General features: G+C 62.2%; 15 protein-coding genes. 8 read left to right on the top strand and 7 right to left on the bottom strand.

All coding sequences use genetic code 11. The features are described from left to right. The first annotated feature begins 2 nt into the window (after window positions 1–2). The 4 genes from AWB77_RS23435 (at window position 3) to AWB77_RS23420 (ending at window position 4,296) form a co-directional block, all read left to right on the top strand. On the top strand, window positions 3–1,121 hold the full coding sequence (locus tag AWB77_RS23435) for an ABC transporter ATP-binding protein (RefSeq protein WP_279616193.1): 1,119 nt from the start codon (window positions 3–5) through the stop codon (window positions 1,119–1,121). A 62-nt stretch (window positions 1,122–1,183) separates the two neighbouring features. Then, complete coding sequence (locus tag AWB77_RS23430; protein WP_061137019.1) at window positions 1,184–1,693, top strand: hypothetical protein; 510 nt, start codon at window positions 1,184–1,186, stop codon at window positions 1,691–1,693. 738 nt (window positions 1,694–2,431) lie between these two features. Then, window positions 2,432–3,196: a ParA family protein gene (locus tag AWB77_RS23425; RefSeq protein WP_061136835.1), complete on the top strand. Its 765-nt coding sequence runs from the start codon at window positions 2,432–2,434 to the stop codon at window positions 3,194–3,196. 197 nt (window positions 3,197–3,393) lie between these two features. Next, complete coding sequence (locus AWB77_RS23420; protein WP_061136834.1) at window positions 3,394–4,296, top strand: LysR family transcriptional regulator; 903 nt, start codon at window positions 3,394–3,396, stop codon at window positions 4,294–4,296. Between the two features lie 5 nt (window positions 4,297–4,301). On the opposite strand, the gene AWB77_RS23415 is transcribed toward AWB77_RS23420, so the two are convergent. Both AWB77_RS23415 and AWB77_RS23410 read right to left on the bottom strand, forming a co-directional pair. Beyond that, a complete protein-coding gene (locus tag AWB77_RS23415) occupies window positions 4,302–5,114 on the bottom strand; it encodes a mechanosensitive ion channel family protein (protein WP_061136833.1) in 813 nt (270 codons plus the stop codon). Window positions 5,115–5,271: 157 nt separating this feature from the next. Then, on the bottom strand, window positions 5,272–5,802 hold the full coding sequence (locus tag AWB77_RS23410) for an Lrp/AsnC family transcriptional regulator (RefSeq protein WP_061136832.1): 531 nt from the start codon (window positions 5,800–5,802) through the stop codon (window positions 5,272–5,274). Between the two features lie 138 nt (window positions 5,803–5,940). Here AWB77_RS23410 and mdeB point away from each other — a divergent pair, with 138 nt between their 5' ends. Beyond that, window positions 5,941–8,652: an alpha-ketoglutarate dehydrogenase gene (gene mdeB / locus AWB77_RS23405; RefSeq protein WP_061136831.1), complete on the top strand. Its 2,712-nt coding sequence runs from the start codon at window positions 5,941–5,943 to the stop codon at window positions 8,650–8,652. On the opposite strand, the gene AWB77_RS23400 is transcribed toward mdeB, so the two are convergent. Continuing rightward, the gene (locus AWB77_RS23400) at window positions 8,649–9,299 is read right to left on the bottom strand and encodes a phosphoribosyltransferase (protein WP_061137018.1); all 651 of its coding nucleotides are present in this window, start codon (window positions 9,297–9,299) and stop codon (window positions 8,649–8,651) included. The genes mdeB and AWB77_RS23400 overlap by 4 nt on opposite strands. A 274-nt stretch (window positions 9,300–9,573) precedes the next feature. Between AWB77_RS23400 and AWB77_RS23395 the strand changes: the two genes are divergently transcribed. Both AWB77_RS23395 and AWB77_RS23390 read left to right on the top strand, forming a co-directional pair. After that, complete coding sequence (locus AWB77_RS23395) at window positions 9,574–10,776, top strand: ammonium transporter (RefSeq protein WP_061137017.1); 1,203 nt, start codon at window positions 9,574–9,576, stop codon at window positions 10,774–10,776. 170 nt (window positions 10,777–10,946) lie between these two features. Next, window positions 10,947–13,142, top strand: coding sequence for a hybrid sensor histidine kinase/response regulator family protein (locus AWB77_RS23390; RefSeq protein WP_061136830.1), 2,196 nt, complete (start codon window positions 10,947–10,949; stop codon window positions 13,140–13,142). 9 nt (window positions 13,143–13,151) lie between these two features. On the opposite strand, the gene AWB77_RS23385 is transcribed toward AWB77_RS23390, so the two are convergent. The 3 genes from AWB77_RS23385 to AWB77_RS36465 all read right to left on the bottom strand — a co-directional run bounded on the left by AWB77_RS23385 (window position 13,152) and on the right by AWB77_RS36465 (window position 15,124). Beyond that, window positions 13,152–13,616, bottom strand: coding sequence for a hypothetical protein (locus AWB77_RS23385; RefSeq protein ID WP_061136829.1), 465 nt, complete (start codon window positions 13,614–13,616; stop codon window positions 13,152–13,154). After that, on the bottom strand, window positions 13,617–14,867 hold the full coding sequence (locus AWB77_RS23380) for a PQQ-dependent sugar dehydrogenase (RefSeq protein ID WP_061137016.1): 1,251 nt from the start codon (window positions 14,865–14,867) through the stop codon (window positions 13,617–13,619). A gap of 89 nt (window positions 14,868–14,956) precedes the next feature. After that, entirely contained in the window at window positions 14,957–15,124 is a 168-nt protein-coding gene (locus AWB77_RS36465; protein ID WP_167354173.1) for a hypothetical protein, read from the bottom strand. A gap of 155 nt (window positions 15,125–15,279) precedes the next feature. On the opposite strand from AWB77_RS36465, the gene AWB77_RS23375 reads away from it, so the two are divergent. Then, window positions 15,280–15,462 (top strand): hypothetical protein, encoded by a 183-nt coding sequence (locus tag AWB77_RS23375; protein ID WP_061136828.1) that lies wholly within the window; start codon window positions 15,280–15,282, stop codon window positions 15,460–15,462. 57 nt (window positions 15,463–15,519) lie between these two features. Here AWB77_RS23375 and AWB77_RS23370 read toward each other — a convergent pair whose 3' ends face one another. Then, entirely contained in the window at window positions 15,520–15,900 is a 381-nt protein-coding gene (locus AWB77_RS23370; protein ID WP_061136827.1) for a DUF3175 domain-containing protein, read from the bottom strand. Window positions 15,901–15,903: the final 3 nt, after the last annotated feature.

Here is a 15,903-nt window from a genome sequence, read left to right as displayed (position 1 = left end):
TCATGGATAGCGAGGCGGTGAAGGTCGACGACGCTCGCCTCTCGAAGATCGCGGCGGCGCGGCAGTCGAAGAGCGTGTCGTTGAGAAGCGTCGGCAAGACGTTCGGCGACACGCGCGTCTTGCGCGACCTATCGCTCGATGTGCAGGCTGGTGAATTTCTCGTGCTGCTTGGCGAATCCGGCTGTGGCAAGACGACGGCGCTGCGCATCGTCGCGGGTCTCGAATCGGCGACGGAGGGCGCGGTCTTCGTGGGCGATTCCGATGTCACGCATCGGCTGCCGCGCGATCGGGATGTAGCGATGGTGTTTCAGTCGTACGCGCTCTATCCGCACAAGACGGTGTTCGAGAACATTGCGTATCCGCTGATCGTGAGAAAGCGTCCGAAGGCCGAGATCGATGCCGCCGTGCGCGAAGTGGCCGCGAGCGTGCAGCTCGAACCGTTGCTGTCGCGATTGCCGCGTCAGTTGTCGGGCGGGCAGCGTCAGCGCGTGGCCCTCGCGCGCGCGATCGTGCGGCGGCCCGCCGCGTTCCTGATGGACGAGCCGCTCTCCAATCTCGATGCGAAGCTGCGCGGCCATATGCGCGCGGAGCTCAAGCATATGCAGCATGAGCTTGGCATCACGACGATCTACGTGACGCACGATCAGATCGAAGCGATGACGCTTGCGCATCGCGTAGCCGTGCTCGACAAGGGCGCGCTGCAGCAGCTCGATACGCCCGCGCGCATTTATTCCGATCCGGCGAACCTGTTCGTGGCGGGCTTCATCGGTTCGCCACCGATGAATTTTCTGCGCGGCACGCTTGCGCAAGGACGTTTCGATGCGTCGGCCGTTTCGCTTGCCGCGCCCGTTCGATACGAAGGCCAGGCGACGCTCGGCGTGCGTCCGGAGGAGTGTTCGCTCGTCGCGCAAGGCGAGGGCGACTGGCAGGGGCGCATCTATTCGGTCGAGCTGATCGGTGACCATTCGCTGGTCACGATAAGCGTCGGCGAGCAGCAGATGATCGCGAAGGTGCCGAATACATTTGCTGGCGAGATCGGTGGCGCGGCGGGCGTGCGCGTGAATCGCGAGCGCATATATTTCTTCGATGAACGCGGCGCGCGCATCAAGCAAGCTGATTGAAAAACATGCTTCTTTGCGTCGTCTATATTGAATACATGCGATTCGATATAGGGAGGCGCGAAATGCGGCGCATCTATTTTCTGCTCCCGAGTGTGGCGAGCGCAAAGGGGATCATCGACGAACTGCTTTTGAAGCGAATCGAATGGCGGCATATACATGTGCTTGCGCGGCCTCATGAACCGCTGGAGGATTTGCCGCAGGCTACGCTCGTGCAACGCTCCGATCTGTTGCCTGCGCTTGCGCGCGGGACGGCTGCGGGTGGTGTGACGGGCGCGCTTGCAGGACTTGTTGCGATGGCGTTTCCGCCGGCGGGGTTGACGATTGCCGGCGGTGCGGTGGTGTGCATGACGCTCGCGAGCATGGGGTTCGGAGCGTGGGCGGCTACGATGATCGGCGTGGGGATTCCGAATACGCGCTTACGGCGCTTCGAGCATGCTATCGAGGAAGGTGAGCTGCTGATGATGGTCGATGTGGCGAAGGATCGCGTGGAGGAGATTGAGGCGCTGGTGAAGGGGCATCATCCGGAGGCCGATGTCGAAGGGGCGGATCCTACGATTCCTGCTTTTCCTTGATTTTTTGTTTTTTCGCTGGATCCCGTTTTCTTTGTGGTCTATTAGCGTTGCCCCTGTGCGGGGCGGCAGTCACTTTCTTTGCTGCTGCAAAGAAAGTAACCAAAGAAAGCAGCTTTTCAAGCCCGCGGTCACACGCACGTTGAGTAGTTCTCTCGTCCACGGCGGCACTCGCCTAAAGAGTGCCCTCAAACACCTAAGCGGGCTTGGCTCGCGCACGGTCTGACTTGCCATTACTTTGAGCGCGCTGGTTCAGCACCAAACAGTTTCGGCACAGCACTGCGCGCTGCCGTCGAGTATGCGAGGAAAGCCGATGGTACGCGAGCGCGCTCGCGTACCCGATTAACCCATCGGCCGCGAAGCGGGCTGGAGCTATTCGGTGCTGAACCAACGAGCCACGCGATGCAATATGGCAGACCGTGCGCGAGCCAAGTCGGGTAATTGTGATGAGGGCACTCTTTAGGCGAGTGCCACGGTGGACGAGAGAACTACTCAACGTGCGTGTGACCGCGGGCCTGAGAAGCTGCTTTCTTTGCCTACTTTCTTTGCAGCAGCAAAGAAAGTAGGTGCCGCCCCGCACAGGGGCAACGCTAATAGACCACAAAGAATACGGGATCCGGCAACAACCAAGAACCAAACCAAAAAACCACAATTCTGATGCGCTAAGATCACGACAGCAAACTCCCAACTGAATAAATACAAAAAAACCGACCGTTCACAAACCCGAGGAAAAAAATCCCGATGCGCCGTGTGGTCTTCAATCAAAAGGGTGGCGTTGGCAAGTCCACCATCGTCTGTAATCTCGCCGCGATCAGCGCCTCCCGCGGCCTGCGCACACTGGTCATCGACCTCGATCCGCAGGGCAACGCCAGCCAGTACCTGCTAGGCGCACAGGCCCGCGAAGCTCAACCGAATCTCGCCAGCTTCTTCGAATCCGCCCTGAGCTACAGCTTCCGCGAACCTGCGTTCGAATCGTTCATTCATTCGACGCCGTTCGGCAATCTCGACATCGTGCCCTCGCATCCGAATCTCGACGCGCTGCAAAGCAAGCTCGAATCGCGCTACAAGATCTACAAGCTGCGCGACGCACTGAAAGGCCTGCAACAATACGACGCCGTCTATATCGACACGCCACCCGCACTCAACTTCTTCACGCGCTCGGCGCTGATCGCGGTCGAACTTTGCCTCATCCCTTTCGATTGCGATGACTTCTCCCGCCGCGCTCTCTATTCCGTGCTCGATAACGTGCAAGAGATCCGCCACGATCACAATCCCGATCTGAGCGTCGAAGGCATCGTCATCAATCAGTTCCAGCCGCGCGCGAGCCTGCCGCAGCAACTCGTCGACGAACTGCGCGGCGAAGACCTGCCCGTGCTCAATTCGCATCTGTCGCTCTCCGTGAAAATCCGCGAGAGTCATCAACACGCGCGTCCGATGATTTATCTGGAACCGCGTCACAAGCTCGCGCAGGAATACGTCGCGCTGCACGAAGAACTGAACGGATAACGCGCAACGTTTGCATCATCGCGATGTTTCGGGAATAAATCGCTGTCACGAACGTTCTTGCAGGAGACGGGCGCAATCCGTCGCGCCTCACTTCCCGCCAGATCATGAACATGACGACCGTCTCAACGCCGACTTCGCACGGGCCCTCCACAACGACATCGCCCGGCGGGCCGCCTTCCACGGAAAGTCTCTCCGGCATGGTCGCGTTCGTGCGTGCGGCGGAATCGGGCAGTTTCGTGGCGGCAGGGCGCGCGCTCGGACTGTCGGCGTCGGCGGTCGGCAAGAGCGTGATGCGGCTCGAAGCGAAGCTCGGCGTGCAACTCCTCAACCGCACGACACGCCGTATCGGTCTCACGCATGAAGGTGCACGCTTCTTCGCGCGTTGCAAACGCATGCTCGCCGATCTCGAAGAAGCAGAGCGCGAGTTGTTTCATTCGACATCGTCGCCGCGCGGGCGGCTGCGCATCAGCGCGCCTTCGCTCGGCAGCCGTCTTCTGATGCCGCTCGTTCCGGAATTCAGGCGCCGCTATCCGGATATCGAACTCGATATCGATTTCAGCGATCGCGTCGTCGATGTCACGCAGGAAGGCTATGACGCCGTGATCCGCACGGGACGTCTCGCCGATTCGCAATTGCTGGCGCGTCCGCTCGCGCAATATGGTCCCGTCGTCGTAGGCTCGCCTGCCTACTTCGCGGGTCACGGCGAGCCCGCGACGCCAGGCGATCTCGAAGGTCACGCGTGCATCCGTTTCCGTTCGCCGGCGAGTGGCCGCCCCGAACCGTGGCGCTTCGCACGCGACGATCACACGTTCGCCATCGATCCCCACGCGACGCTCACGTTCAACGACATGGAAGCCGTGCTCGCGGCATGCATCTCAGGTCTGGGACTCGCGTGCGTGCCCGACTTCGTCGCGAAGAGCGCGATGGAAGGCGGCCTGCTGCGCGCGGTGCTCGGCGCGCACATGCGCACGGAAGGCGTGTTCCAGATTCTCTGGCCGCCGAGCCGCCACGAAGCGCCGCGCCTGCGCGCGTTCATCGATCACGTGGCGCAGCGGCTCGGCGGTCTGCCGTCACACGAAGTGCGCTTTCGCGCGGCGTAAGCGCTTCAATTCACGACCCGGCGCACGAGCGGCGTTTCGGGCGTTGGATACCCGGCTTGCTTGAACGTTTCGATGATCGCGCGATTCGTGTCGAAATAGACCTGCCAGTAATCCGTGGTGTTGGTATAGGGCCGCACGCACAACAGCGGTCCTTCCGGCGTGAACGACAGCACTTCGACATCGGGCGGCGGCGAGCTCGCCACGTTCGGTATCTTCGCGACGGCATCCTTCAATCGCGCGATGGCGTCGAGCGGATCGACGCCGTTCGCGATCTTCGCTGTCAGCTCTACGCGCCGATGCGGCAGCAGACTGAAATTCCAGATCGTGTCCGAGAAGATCTTGTTGTTGCCGATGATGGCCGCGACGTTGTCGGGCGTCGTGATCGTCGTGCCGAAGAGACCGAGTTCGGTAACCGTGCCGGTCACGCCGCCCGCCGTTACGAAATCGCCCACTTTGAATGGCCGCAGCACCTGCATGAACACGCCCGCGGCGAAGTGCGCGAGCAGCCCGCCCCACGCCGTGCCGATCGCGAGACCGAGACCGGCGAGCAGCGCCGCGAACGACGTCGTCTGAACGCCGAATATCTGCAGTATCGCGAGGATGAGCAGCAGATTGAGAATGACGCCGACGATCGAGCCGAGATAATGCGCAAGCGTCGGATCTACGCGTCCATTGCGCGCGAGCAGCTTGCGCATCGCGCTCGTGACGAGGTTGATGAGCCATCGCCCGATGATCCACAGCGCAATCGCGCCGATGACCATGATGGCAAAGTCGACGCCACGCGTCATGATGAACACACGTACGGTTTCGAAGTTCATATCTTTCTCGCGTGCGTGGAGCTTCGTCGAAGGAACGCATCAGGCCGAAAAAAATGCCGCGCAGGCCACACGAGTTATAGGCGACGCACCGTGACATCGCAAGAATTACGGGAACACATGAATTTGATCGGAAGGATCGACCGCTTCGGAAACACAGTCACGTCCATTCCGCTTCGTCGGTGTTCGGATCGGGCAGGGTCATCCCGGATGCAGGCAAGGGCAGCGCGGTCTTGTAACGCACCTGCTTGAGCGCGAAGCTCGAACGGATATTGGAAACGCCAGGCATCTTCGTAAGACGTTCGAGGATAAAGCGTTCGAGCGCGGCCACATCGGGCAGAACGACGCGCAAGAGATAATCGGCGTCGCCCGTCATCAGATAACACTCCATCACCTCGGGGCGCTCGCTGATCGCCTGCTCGAAGCGCGCGAGCGCGTCCTTTATCTGCTTCTCCAGACTGACCTGTATGAAGACATTGATCGATAGCCCGAGGGCTTCCGGATTCAGCAAGGTCACGTGCTGCTTGAAAAGCCCCGCTTTTTCCAGTGCGCGCACGCGATTGAAGCACGGCGTCGGCGACAGATTCACCGCGCGCGCCAGCTCGGAATTCGTGATGCGCGCGTTCTGCTGAAGCTGATTCAATATGCCGATATCGATACGGTCCAGGCGCTGCTTTGCGTTGGCGGTCATAGTCGAAAGATTCCGGTTCCAGGCCTTTTCGAAGAATAAATACACTACCGCAAAGCGAGAATCAAACCAAATGAGACGCACATTCTGCACTTCAATGGATATGCTTGAAGCATTCTCAAGCTACAGCGGAGTCGCGCCATGACCGACTTGTCGAGCGGTACCACCCAGCTTCTTTCCATCGCAAAAGGCCGCGAGGATACTGATCCCGGCGAAACGGCCGAATGGCTGGAGGCGCTCGATGCAGTCGTCGCGCATGTCGGCCGCGAACGCGCGCAATATCTTTTCGACAGGCTCGCGGAGCACGCGCTGTCGGTCGGCGTCGAATCGGCGCGCGCGCGCGCGACACCCTATGCGAACACGATTCCCGTCGCGCAGCAGCCGCGTTATCCCGGCAATCTCGACATCGAGGAGAAGCTCGCCGCCGTGCTGCGCTGGAACGCGCTCGCGATGGTCGTGCGCGCGAATCGCGCGTATGGCGAACTCGGCGGACATATCGCGAGTTATGCGTCGGCGTCTGATCTGTTCGAAGTCGGCTTCAATCATTTTTTCAAAGCGGCCGATGACAACAACGGGGGCGATATTGTCTACTTTCAGCCGCATTCGTCGCCAGGCGTGTATGCACGCGCATTCCTCGAAGGGTTTCTCGACGAAGAACATCTGAAGCACTATCGGCGCGAGATCGCGGGGCCCGGCTTGTGCTCGTATCCGCATCCGTGGCTCATGCCCGACTTCTGGCAGTTCCCGACCGGCTCGATGGGCATCGGCCCGATCAACTCGATCTACCAAGCGCGCTTCATGCGCTATGTGCAGAATCGCGATCTGCTGCGCACCGAAGGCCGCAAGGTGTGGGGCTTCTTTGGCGACGGCGAAATGGACGAACCCGAAGCGATCGGCGCGCTGTCGCTCGCGGCGCGCGAGCAGCTCGATAACCTCGTGTTCGTCATCAACTGCAATCTGCAGCGGCTCGATGGTCCTGTGCGCAGCAACGGGCGCATCGTCGATGAACTCGAAGCGCAATTCACCGGCGCGGGCTGGGACGTCATCAAGGTCTTGTGGGGATCGGACTGGGACGCGCTGTTCGCGCGTGATCGCAACAACGCCTTGCTGCGTGCATTCGCGCATACCGTCGACGGTCAATTCCAGACCTTCTCCGCGAACGATGGCCGTTACAATCGCGAGCGTTTCTTCGGACAGAATCCGGAGCTTGCGGCGCTCGTCGCGCATATGTCGGACGAAGATATCGATCGGCTGCGACGCGGCGGCCACGATGTACGCAAGCTGCACGCCGCTTACGCGAAGGCGCTTTCGCACAAGGGCCAGCCGACCGTGATTCTCGCGAAGACGATGAAAGGCTTTGGCATGGGCACAGTGGGACAGGGCCGCATGACGACGCATCAGCAGAAGAAGCTCGATCTCGACGACCTCAAGCAATTCCGCGATCGCTTCCGCCTGCCGCTTTCCGACGATGACGTCGAGCAACTCAAGTTCTACAAGCCCGGCGACGATGCTCCGGAAATGCGCTATCTGCATGAACGCCGCGCGGCATTGGGCGGTTACTTGCCGCGTCGTCGCGCGAAGGCATCGCATGGCATCACGCCGCCCGCGCTCGATACATGGGGCCAGTTTGCACTCGACGCATCGGGCAAGGAAATGTCGACGACGATGGCCTTCGTGCGTATGCTCGGCAGCCTGCTGAAGGACAAGACGCTTGGTCCGCGCGTCGTGCCCGTGGTCGCCGACGAAGCGCGCACCTTCGGCATGGCCAATCTCTTCAGGCAAGTGGGCATCTATTCGCCGCTCGGCCAGTTGTACGAGCCGGAAGACATGGGCTCGATGCTTTATTACCGCGAGGACACGCGCGGGCAGATACTGGAGGAAGGCATCTCGGAGGCGGGCGCGGTGTCGTCGTGGATCGCGGCGGCAACGTCATATAGCGTGCACGATCTGCCGATGCTGCCGTTCTATATCTACTACTCGATGTTCGGCTTCCAGCGCATCGGCGATCTGATTTTCGCGGCGGCGGATCAGCGTTCGCGCGGCTTTCTCATCGGCGCGACGGCGGGGCGCACGACGCTCGGCGGCGAAGGGCTGCAGCATCAGGACGGCACGAGTCATCTGAGTGCATCGACGATTCCGAACTGCCGCGCTTACGATCCCGCGTTCGCGTATGAAGTCGCGGCTATCGTCGATGAAGGCATGCAGGAGATGATGGAACGCCAGCACGACGTGTTCTATTACATCACGGTGACCAACGAGAATTACGCGCAGCCTTCCGCGCCCGGCGGTGCGCTCGATGCGCCCACACGCGAAGGCATTCTGCGCGGCATCTATCGCATCGGCGGCGACGCGAAAGAAGCGCAGGTGCAATTGCTCGGTTCCGGCGCGATCCTCAACGAAGCCATCGCCGCGCGCACGATGCTGAAGGAAGACTGGAACATCGATGCCGCCGTATGGAGCGTGACCAGCTACACGGAGCTGCATCGCGATGGCGCTTCGTGCGAGCGCGCGGCCCGCCTCTCCGACGACGACACGCCGGTGCCCTTCGTCACGCGTGCGCTCGAAGCATCGCGCGGTCCCGTGATCGCCGCGACCGATTACGTGCGCGCCGTGCCCGAGTTGATTCGCGCCTACGTGCCGGGCCGTTACGTCACGCTCGGCACCGATGGCTTCGGCCGCAGCGATACGCGTCAGTCGTTGCGCGCGTTCTTCGAAGTGGATCGCGTGTCGATCGTCATTGCTGCGTTGAAATCGCTCGCGGACGAAGGCGTCATTGAGAAGCAGACACTCAAGGCCGCGCGTGAACGTTACGGCAAGACGCAGGAAGCGCAAGACGCGCCCTGGCTGCGTTAAGCGTTCTTGCGCGCAGCGTCGAGCAGTTCGCGCACTTCGTCGTCGCTCGTCTGATCGAAGTCGACATAGAACTGCCCGACGCCGAAGTATCGATGCGGCCGCAGCACGCACACGAATTCGTCGACGACTTCTTCGACGCGCGCTTCCGAATCGAGCGGCGCAACGGGCAGTGCCGCCACGATCTTCGATGGACGCGCATGACGCAAGGACATCGCCGCTGCTTTCATCGTCGCGCCGGTCGCCATGCCGTCATCGACGACGATCGCAACGCGTCCGCTTACATCGAGCGGCGGCAGGTTACCGCGATAAAGTTGCTCGCGCCGCGCGAGTTCCACACGTTCCCTTGCGATGACGCGATCGAGATCGTCCTTTCCGACGCCCGCACATTGCACCATGCGCTCGTCGAGAAAGAACGTATCGCCCGACGCGATCGCGCCCATCGCGAGTTCCGGCTGCACCGGCACGCCGAGTTTGCGCACGACGAGCACATCGAGCCGCGCACCGATCGCGCGCGCCACTTCATACGCGACCGGCACGCCGCCGCGCGGCAGCGCGAGCACGGCGATATCGTCGCGGCCCGCGTAAGCATGAAGATGCTGCGCGAGTTCGCGGCCCGCCGCTCTTCGGTTCTCGAAGATTGAGTCCATGTCACGTCCCTTCGACGTGTGCGCTTGAAAAGCCGCGCGCATCATCAGAATACTCGCTGCGCGATGCGAATGCGTGTTTGCGCTTTGACGGTGCATTGATGCTGCATGACAGGGCGTTGCACCAACATCGCGCGTGTCGAGAAAACATCGCTTATCTTCAATGCACCATACGCCACCAATGCGCACCAAGTGTCCGCACCGTTTCGATGCTGCGTGCATCAACTTGGCCCGGAACTTGCAAAACCAGCGCTCCTTCTCGACCGACCGCTCGATCATGCAGGCACTTCAATCTGGAACCGATACTCTTTTTTTGCTGCTAGGCGCTGCGATGGTGCTCGCGATGCACGCCGGTTTCGCGTTCCTCGAGCTCGGCACTGTGCGCCGTGAGAATCAGGTGAACGCACTCGTCAAGATCCTCGTGGACTTTGCGGTATCGACGCTCGCGTACTTCTTCATCGGCTACAACATCGCGTATGGCGTGCAGTTCATGCACAGCGCCGATATCCTCGCGGCGCACAACGGCTACGCACTCGTGCGCTTCTTCTTCCTTCTGACCTTCGCCGCCGCGATTCCGGCGATCGTGTCGGGCGGCATCGCCGAACGCTCGAAGTTCAATCCGCAATTGTTCGCGACGTGCGTGATCGTCGGTTTCGTGTATCCCTTGCTGGAAGGTATCGCGTGGAACCAGCGCTTCGGCATCCAGGGCTGGCTCGCGCACGTCTTTGGCGCGCCGTTTCACGACTTCGCGGGCTCGGTCGTCGTGCATGCGTTCGGCGGCTGGGTCGCGTTGCCGGCCGTGTTGCTGCTCGGGCCGCGTCACGGGCGTTATCACAAGGACGGACGCATCGCCGCGCATCCGCCGTCGAGCATTCCGTTTCTCGCGCTGGGCGCGTGGGTGCTCGCGGTCGGCTGGTTCGGTTTCAACGTGATGAGCGCGCAGACCGTCGACAAGATCAGTGGGCTCGTCGCAGTGAACTCGCTGATGGCGATGGTCGGCGGCACACTCGCCGCGTGGTTCGCGGGCCGCAACGATCCGGGCTTCACGTATAACGGGCCGCTCGCGGGGCTCGTCGCGGTATGCGCGGGCTCGGATCTGATGCATCCGCTCGGCGCGCTGATCGTCGGCGCGGTCGCGGGCGTGCTTTTCGTACAGATGTTCACGTGCGTGCAGAACCGCTGGCGCATCGACGACGTGCTCGGCGTGTGGCCGCTGCACGGCATGTGCGGCGCGTGGGGTGGGATCGCGGCGGGCGTCTTCGGTCAGAAGGCGTTCGGCGGCATCGGCGGTGTGTCGATCGGGTCGCAGCTCATCGGCACGACGGGGGCGGTGGCGCTCGCGCTCGCGGGCGGCGCGCTCGTCTATGGCGCGATCAAGATGACGGTCGGGTTACGGCTCGACCGCGAGGAAGAATTCAATGGCGCCGACCTCGCGATTCATCGCATCTCGGCGACGCCCGATCGCGAGATGGCCGGATAACGGGCGGAGTACAGGCGTATCGCAGGCATGCGCTTCGCTGACGGGACCGTAAGCACGCCTCGATCGATCGGGGATGGCGGGCCCGGCGCTGTCGTCATTTGCATTTGTCATACCGCTCCGAGCGCGCGCCGGTTACGATACACCGGTCGACTTCCTCGGAGGCGCAACGCTTGGACTCCACAGAGACCGCGACATTCGATCTGCCGCTGCCCGCGCGTCATTTCGCATCGACGCGAAGAGTATTGCTGCTGGTATTGTGCGCGTCGGTCGTCGTGCCACTCACGTGCCTTTGCATCTACGGCTATTACGATCATCAGCGCCGCCTCGCCGAAGCGCGCGAGCTCACCGAACGCGTCACGCGCGTCGCGGACGAACACGCGCTGAAGGTCATCGACCTCAATGAGCAACTGGAAACGCGCGTCGTCGATCTGCTCGGCGACAGCAACGACGCGCGCATCAAGAGCGGCGAAGAAGGGCTGCATCGCACGCTCGACGACATGAGCGGCCCGCTTGCGCAGGTTGCGGCGATATCCGTGTTCGGTGAGAAGGGCGCGCTGCTCGCGAACAGCCGCTGGTATCCCGCGCCCGCGGTGTCGATCGAGGAGCGCGACGACTTCCAGTCCGCGCGCGCGGTCGCGCCCGTCACGTATTACTCGCTGCCCTTGCGCGGCAAGGTGGCGCGCTCCGATGTCTTCACGACGACGATGGGCCGCATCGGGCAGAACGGGCAGTTCATGGGCGTCGTGTCGATTGCGCTCAAGCGCGCCTATTTCACCGACTTCTATCGAGAGCTCGCCGCCGGCGATCGCGCGCTCGTCATCGGTCTCTATCGACGCGACGGCAGCATCCTTGCGCGCTTTCCCGCGAATCCGGACAGCACGCAGGCCGCAACGAACACGCCCTTCACGGACGCGTTCCGCAACAACGAGCTATACGGCAGCATGCGCGTGCAATCGAGCGTCGATCATGTGGATCGCCTGATCGCTTTCAGGCGCGTGGGCGATTATCCGCTCTATGTCGCAACGGGTTATGCGGCGTCCGCGGTCGCGGCGCGCTGGCGCGACAACCTCGCGCTCGTCGTCGCGATCGCGCTTGTGCCTTGCATCGCGGTATGGCTGCTGATCGCGTTTTCGATCAGGCGTCTCGACGCGGAGCAGGCCGCGTGGGAACGATGGCAGGCGGAAGTCGCGACGCGCCTTTCCATCGAAGCATCGAGCCGGCAAATGCTTCGCATGGGCGCGCTCGGCAATCTCGTCGCGAACGTTGCGCACGACTTCAACAATCTGCTGATGGTGGTCGGCTCGAACATGGAACTGGCGCGGCGCAAGCGCTTCAACGACGTCGAAAGCGAAGTGCTTGCGGTCGAGCGCGCAACCGCGGGCGCCGAATCGCTTGCGCGCCGGTTGATGAGCGTCGCGCGCAAGCAGCCGCTGAAACAGGAACTCGTGGATCCCGCCGACTGGCTGCGAAGCGTGCTCGATCTCGTGAAGAAATCGGTGCATCCGTCGATCATGGTGACGCTGGAACTATCGCCTGATTTGTGGCACGTGCTGGCCGATCCTGTCGAACTGGAACTCGCGCTCGTGAATGTCGCGGTGAACGCGAGCGATGCGATGCCGCACGGCGGGCGTGTTCTCGTCCGTTGTCAGAACGCGCGCGTGCGCGGCGCGGAAACGGATATCGCCGATGGCGAATACGTGCTCGTCTCGATCACCGATAACGGCGAAGGCATGACCGAGCAGGTGAGAAGGCGCGCGTTCGAGCCGCTCTTTACAACCAGGCAGCGCATTGCGCGAACGGGACTCGGTCTCACGCAAGTGCTTGCCGCGTGCGAGCAGGCGGGCGGCACGGCGCGCATAACGAGCGTCGTCGGTTCGGGCACGACGGTGCGGCTGTATCTGCCGCGTCATCATGGACCGGCGCGAGCGCGTTCGACATCGTTCGTCGCGCCCGCAAGCGCCGCAGCGCCGATCGTGCTGTCATCGAATGACGATGAACAGCCGTTGCGCGGCATGTCGGTGCTGCTGGTCGAGGACAACGTGGAAGTTGCGGCCGGCGTCACTGCGGTGCTCGAAGTGCTCGGCTGCACCGTGCATCACGAAGAAAGCGCGGACGCCGCGTTCTCGCTCCTGGGCGAAGGCTATGGCTTCGATCTCGTGCTGTCGGACGTGCAGATGCCGGGGCGCATGAACGGCATCGATCTGGCCGAGCAGATCATCAAGCGTCTGCCCGCGCAAAAGCTCGTGTTGATGACGGGTTACGCCGATGAACTCGAACGCGCGAAACATCTCGGCGTGCCGATACTCGCGAAGCCTTTCGATATGGACGCGCTGCTCGCATTGATCGCGCCGCGCGTGCTGCTCTGACTGCATCTTTCATTTGCGCACGGCACGCGCGCCGACGAGTGGATTGAACGCCGCGCGCTTCGGCTCCTCCGCTTGCGAGCTTCTCTTCGCGGTGCGAGTCTTCGAACGCGACGGCGATGCATCGCCGCTCAACTGGCTGAGCAGGTCTTCATCGTCTTGCGTCTCCGCGGCTTCTTCGCCGGATGAAGTTTCGCCACCGGTAAGATGCTCGACCACGGAGATGAAGTCCTTGCGCGCGTTCTTCAATGCGCGTCCGGGCATCATGACGAGCACGACGGCTTCATGCACGCTATGTCCGTCGACGGTCTTCAGCGTGCCGTTCTCATTCCAGTCGATGCCGCTATCCGCATACGCCGCGACGACGTGATGCAGCACGGCGGGCGACATCACGCCTGCATCGTAGAGCGCGACGAGCTGCTTTTCCGCGAACGTGAAGAGGCTTTGCGCGCTTCGCGCCGGTCTCTTCGCGGCCATTCACTTCGCGGCGGGCGCGACACGCCACACCGTGTTGCCGACATCGTCGGCGACGAGCAAGGCGCCCTTGGCATCGACCACCACGCCGACTGGCCGCCCGAGCGCATGACCATCCGACGACAGGAATCCCGTCAGGAAATCTTGCGGCGGACCCGATGGCTTGCCGTTATCGAAGGGCACGAAGATGACCTCGTAGCCGCTCCTCGGCTTGCGATTCCACGAGCCATGCTGACCGATGAACGCGCCATTGCGATAACGTTCGGGAAACGCGTTGCCATCGTAGAACGCGAGTCCGAGCGAAGCGGTGTGCGCGCCGACCGCATAGTCCGGCGCGATCGCCGCCTGCACGAGATCGGGGCGCTGCGGCTTCACGCGTTCATCGACATGCGCGCCGTAATAGCTGTAAGGCCAGCCGTAGAACGCGCCGTCTCTTACCGACGTCAGATAGTCCGGCACGAGTTCGTTGCCGAGTTCGTCGCGCTCGTTGACCACGGTCCACAGCGCGCCGCTTTGCGGTTGCCACGCCATGCCGTTCGGATTGCGCAGACCCGTTGCGAAGAGGCGCGTTTGCCTCGTTTCGATGTCCACTTCCATGATCGCCGCGCGGCCGCGCTCGGCATCGATGCCGTTTTCCGCCGCGTTGCTGTTCGAGCCGACCGTCACGTAGAGCTTCTTGCCGTCGCGGCTCGCTATGATGTTCTTGGTCCAGTGATGATTGATATCGCCAGCTGGCAAGTCGATGAACTGCTCGCCGGGCGTCGTGATTTGCGTCGCGCCGCTTTCGTACTTGAAACGCAGGATTGCATCGGTATCCGCGACGTAGAGATCGTCGCCGACGAGCGCCATGCCGAACGGCGAATGCAGATTGTCGATGAACACCGTACGCGTTTCCGCGACGCCGTCGCCATCCGCATCGCGCAGCAGCGTGATGCGATCGGGGCTCGGCACCGCCGCGCCCGCGCGCTTCATCACCTTCTTCATGACGAAGCCCTTGATGCCAGCGTTTTCATCGTGCTGCGCGGGTGCATTGCTTTCGGCGACGAGGACATCACCATTGGGCAGCGTCGCGAGCCAGCGCGGATGAACGAGTCCCGTACCAAACGCAGTCACGTCGAAGCCTTCGGGCGCGATGGGTCTTTGTCCCTCGCCCCACGGCTTTGCCGGCGCGATGTTGACGGTAGGCATCATGGACTTACGCGGCGCGGGCAAGACCGGATTTGGGCCGAATCCAGGCGCGTAATCTTCGGCCATGACTACGCCGCTCGCGAGCAACAGTGCTAACACGGCTGCACGCACCACACGATTCGAATGCGGGTTCAAACGTCTCTCCGAAGCTAAATTCAACCGCCGCCGATGCCTTGCGTCACCTTGCCCGTGCCGCCGCAGGTATTGCATTCGGTGCCTTCTCGCTTGCCCGTGCCGTTGCAGTCGGGACAGAGATCTTCGCCGGTGCCGGGTGCGCCGGGTTCGGCTTCATCGCCGGGATTGAGAGGAGGTTCTTGCGCCATCGCTATCTCCTTTGTTGTACGGGTCGCATCGTTTCGATCAGACGCAAGCAAACGATGTTCCCAATCGATCGAAAAGAACGCCCGGTCTGGTACGCGCGATGCGCTCACTATCATGCGGCGCAAGCCGCGGCTTTTACCACTTGCAGGAGGACTCTATGAGCGGAAACCAGAAGCAAATGGGCAACCAGCCGTCGACGCCGGATCAGTCGAATCAATCGCAGCGGCAACACGGCCAGCAAGAAAAGTCGCCGGGACAACCGCAACAGGATCAGCAGAGCGGCCAGCGGCAGCAGAATCAACCGCAACCGCAACATCAGGGCGGCCAGCGTCAGCCTTGATCGTCTTCGCAGTGCTGCAGCACGCCGCGGCCTCGTTCCGACGGGGCCGCGCCTTTTTCAAGGCTTGCGCCCGAACGCTTCACGCAAGCGTTTCTTTGCGCGTTCCAATGTGCTCTTGCGCGACTTCGGCAGGTTGCGACCGGCGCGATTGATGTAGAAGTTGAGCATCGACATCGCCGATTGAAACGGCGAGCCCTTGCGGCGCGTGCTGCGTGTCGAAGAGCGCTTGAGCGAATCAGCGATCTCTTGCGCGTTGCCGGTCTTGAAGATGTCGCGCTGGATATCCATCGCATCGCTCGTTTCCATCACATCATGCGACCAGCGATGTGTCGAGCGCGCCGGCTTCTTGCGAGCGCCCGCGAGCGAATGCCGCTGCCGTGTGCTCGGCCGCTTGCCGGTCGTGGTCTTCTTCTTTGCCGTTCGGGTGCTCGTTGCCATAGC

Source organism: Caballeronia fortuita (genome assembly GCF_001544835.2).
In the GTDB taxonomy this organism is placed as follows: Bacteria; Pseudomonadota; Gammaproteobacteria; order Burkholderiales; family Burkholderiaceae; genus Caballeronia; species Caballeronia fortuita.
Note: the sequence above shows the minus strand (reverse complement) of the source record. Positions and strands in the feature narration are given on the sequence as shown.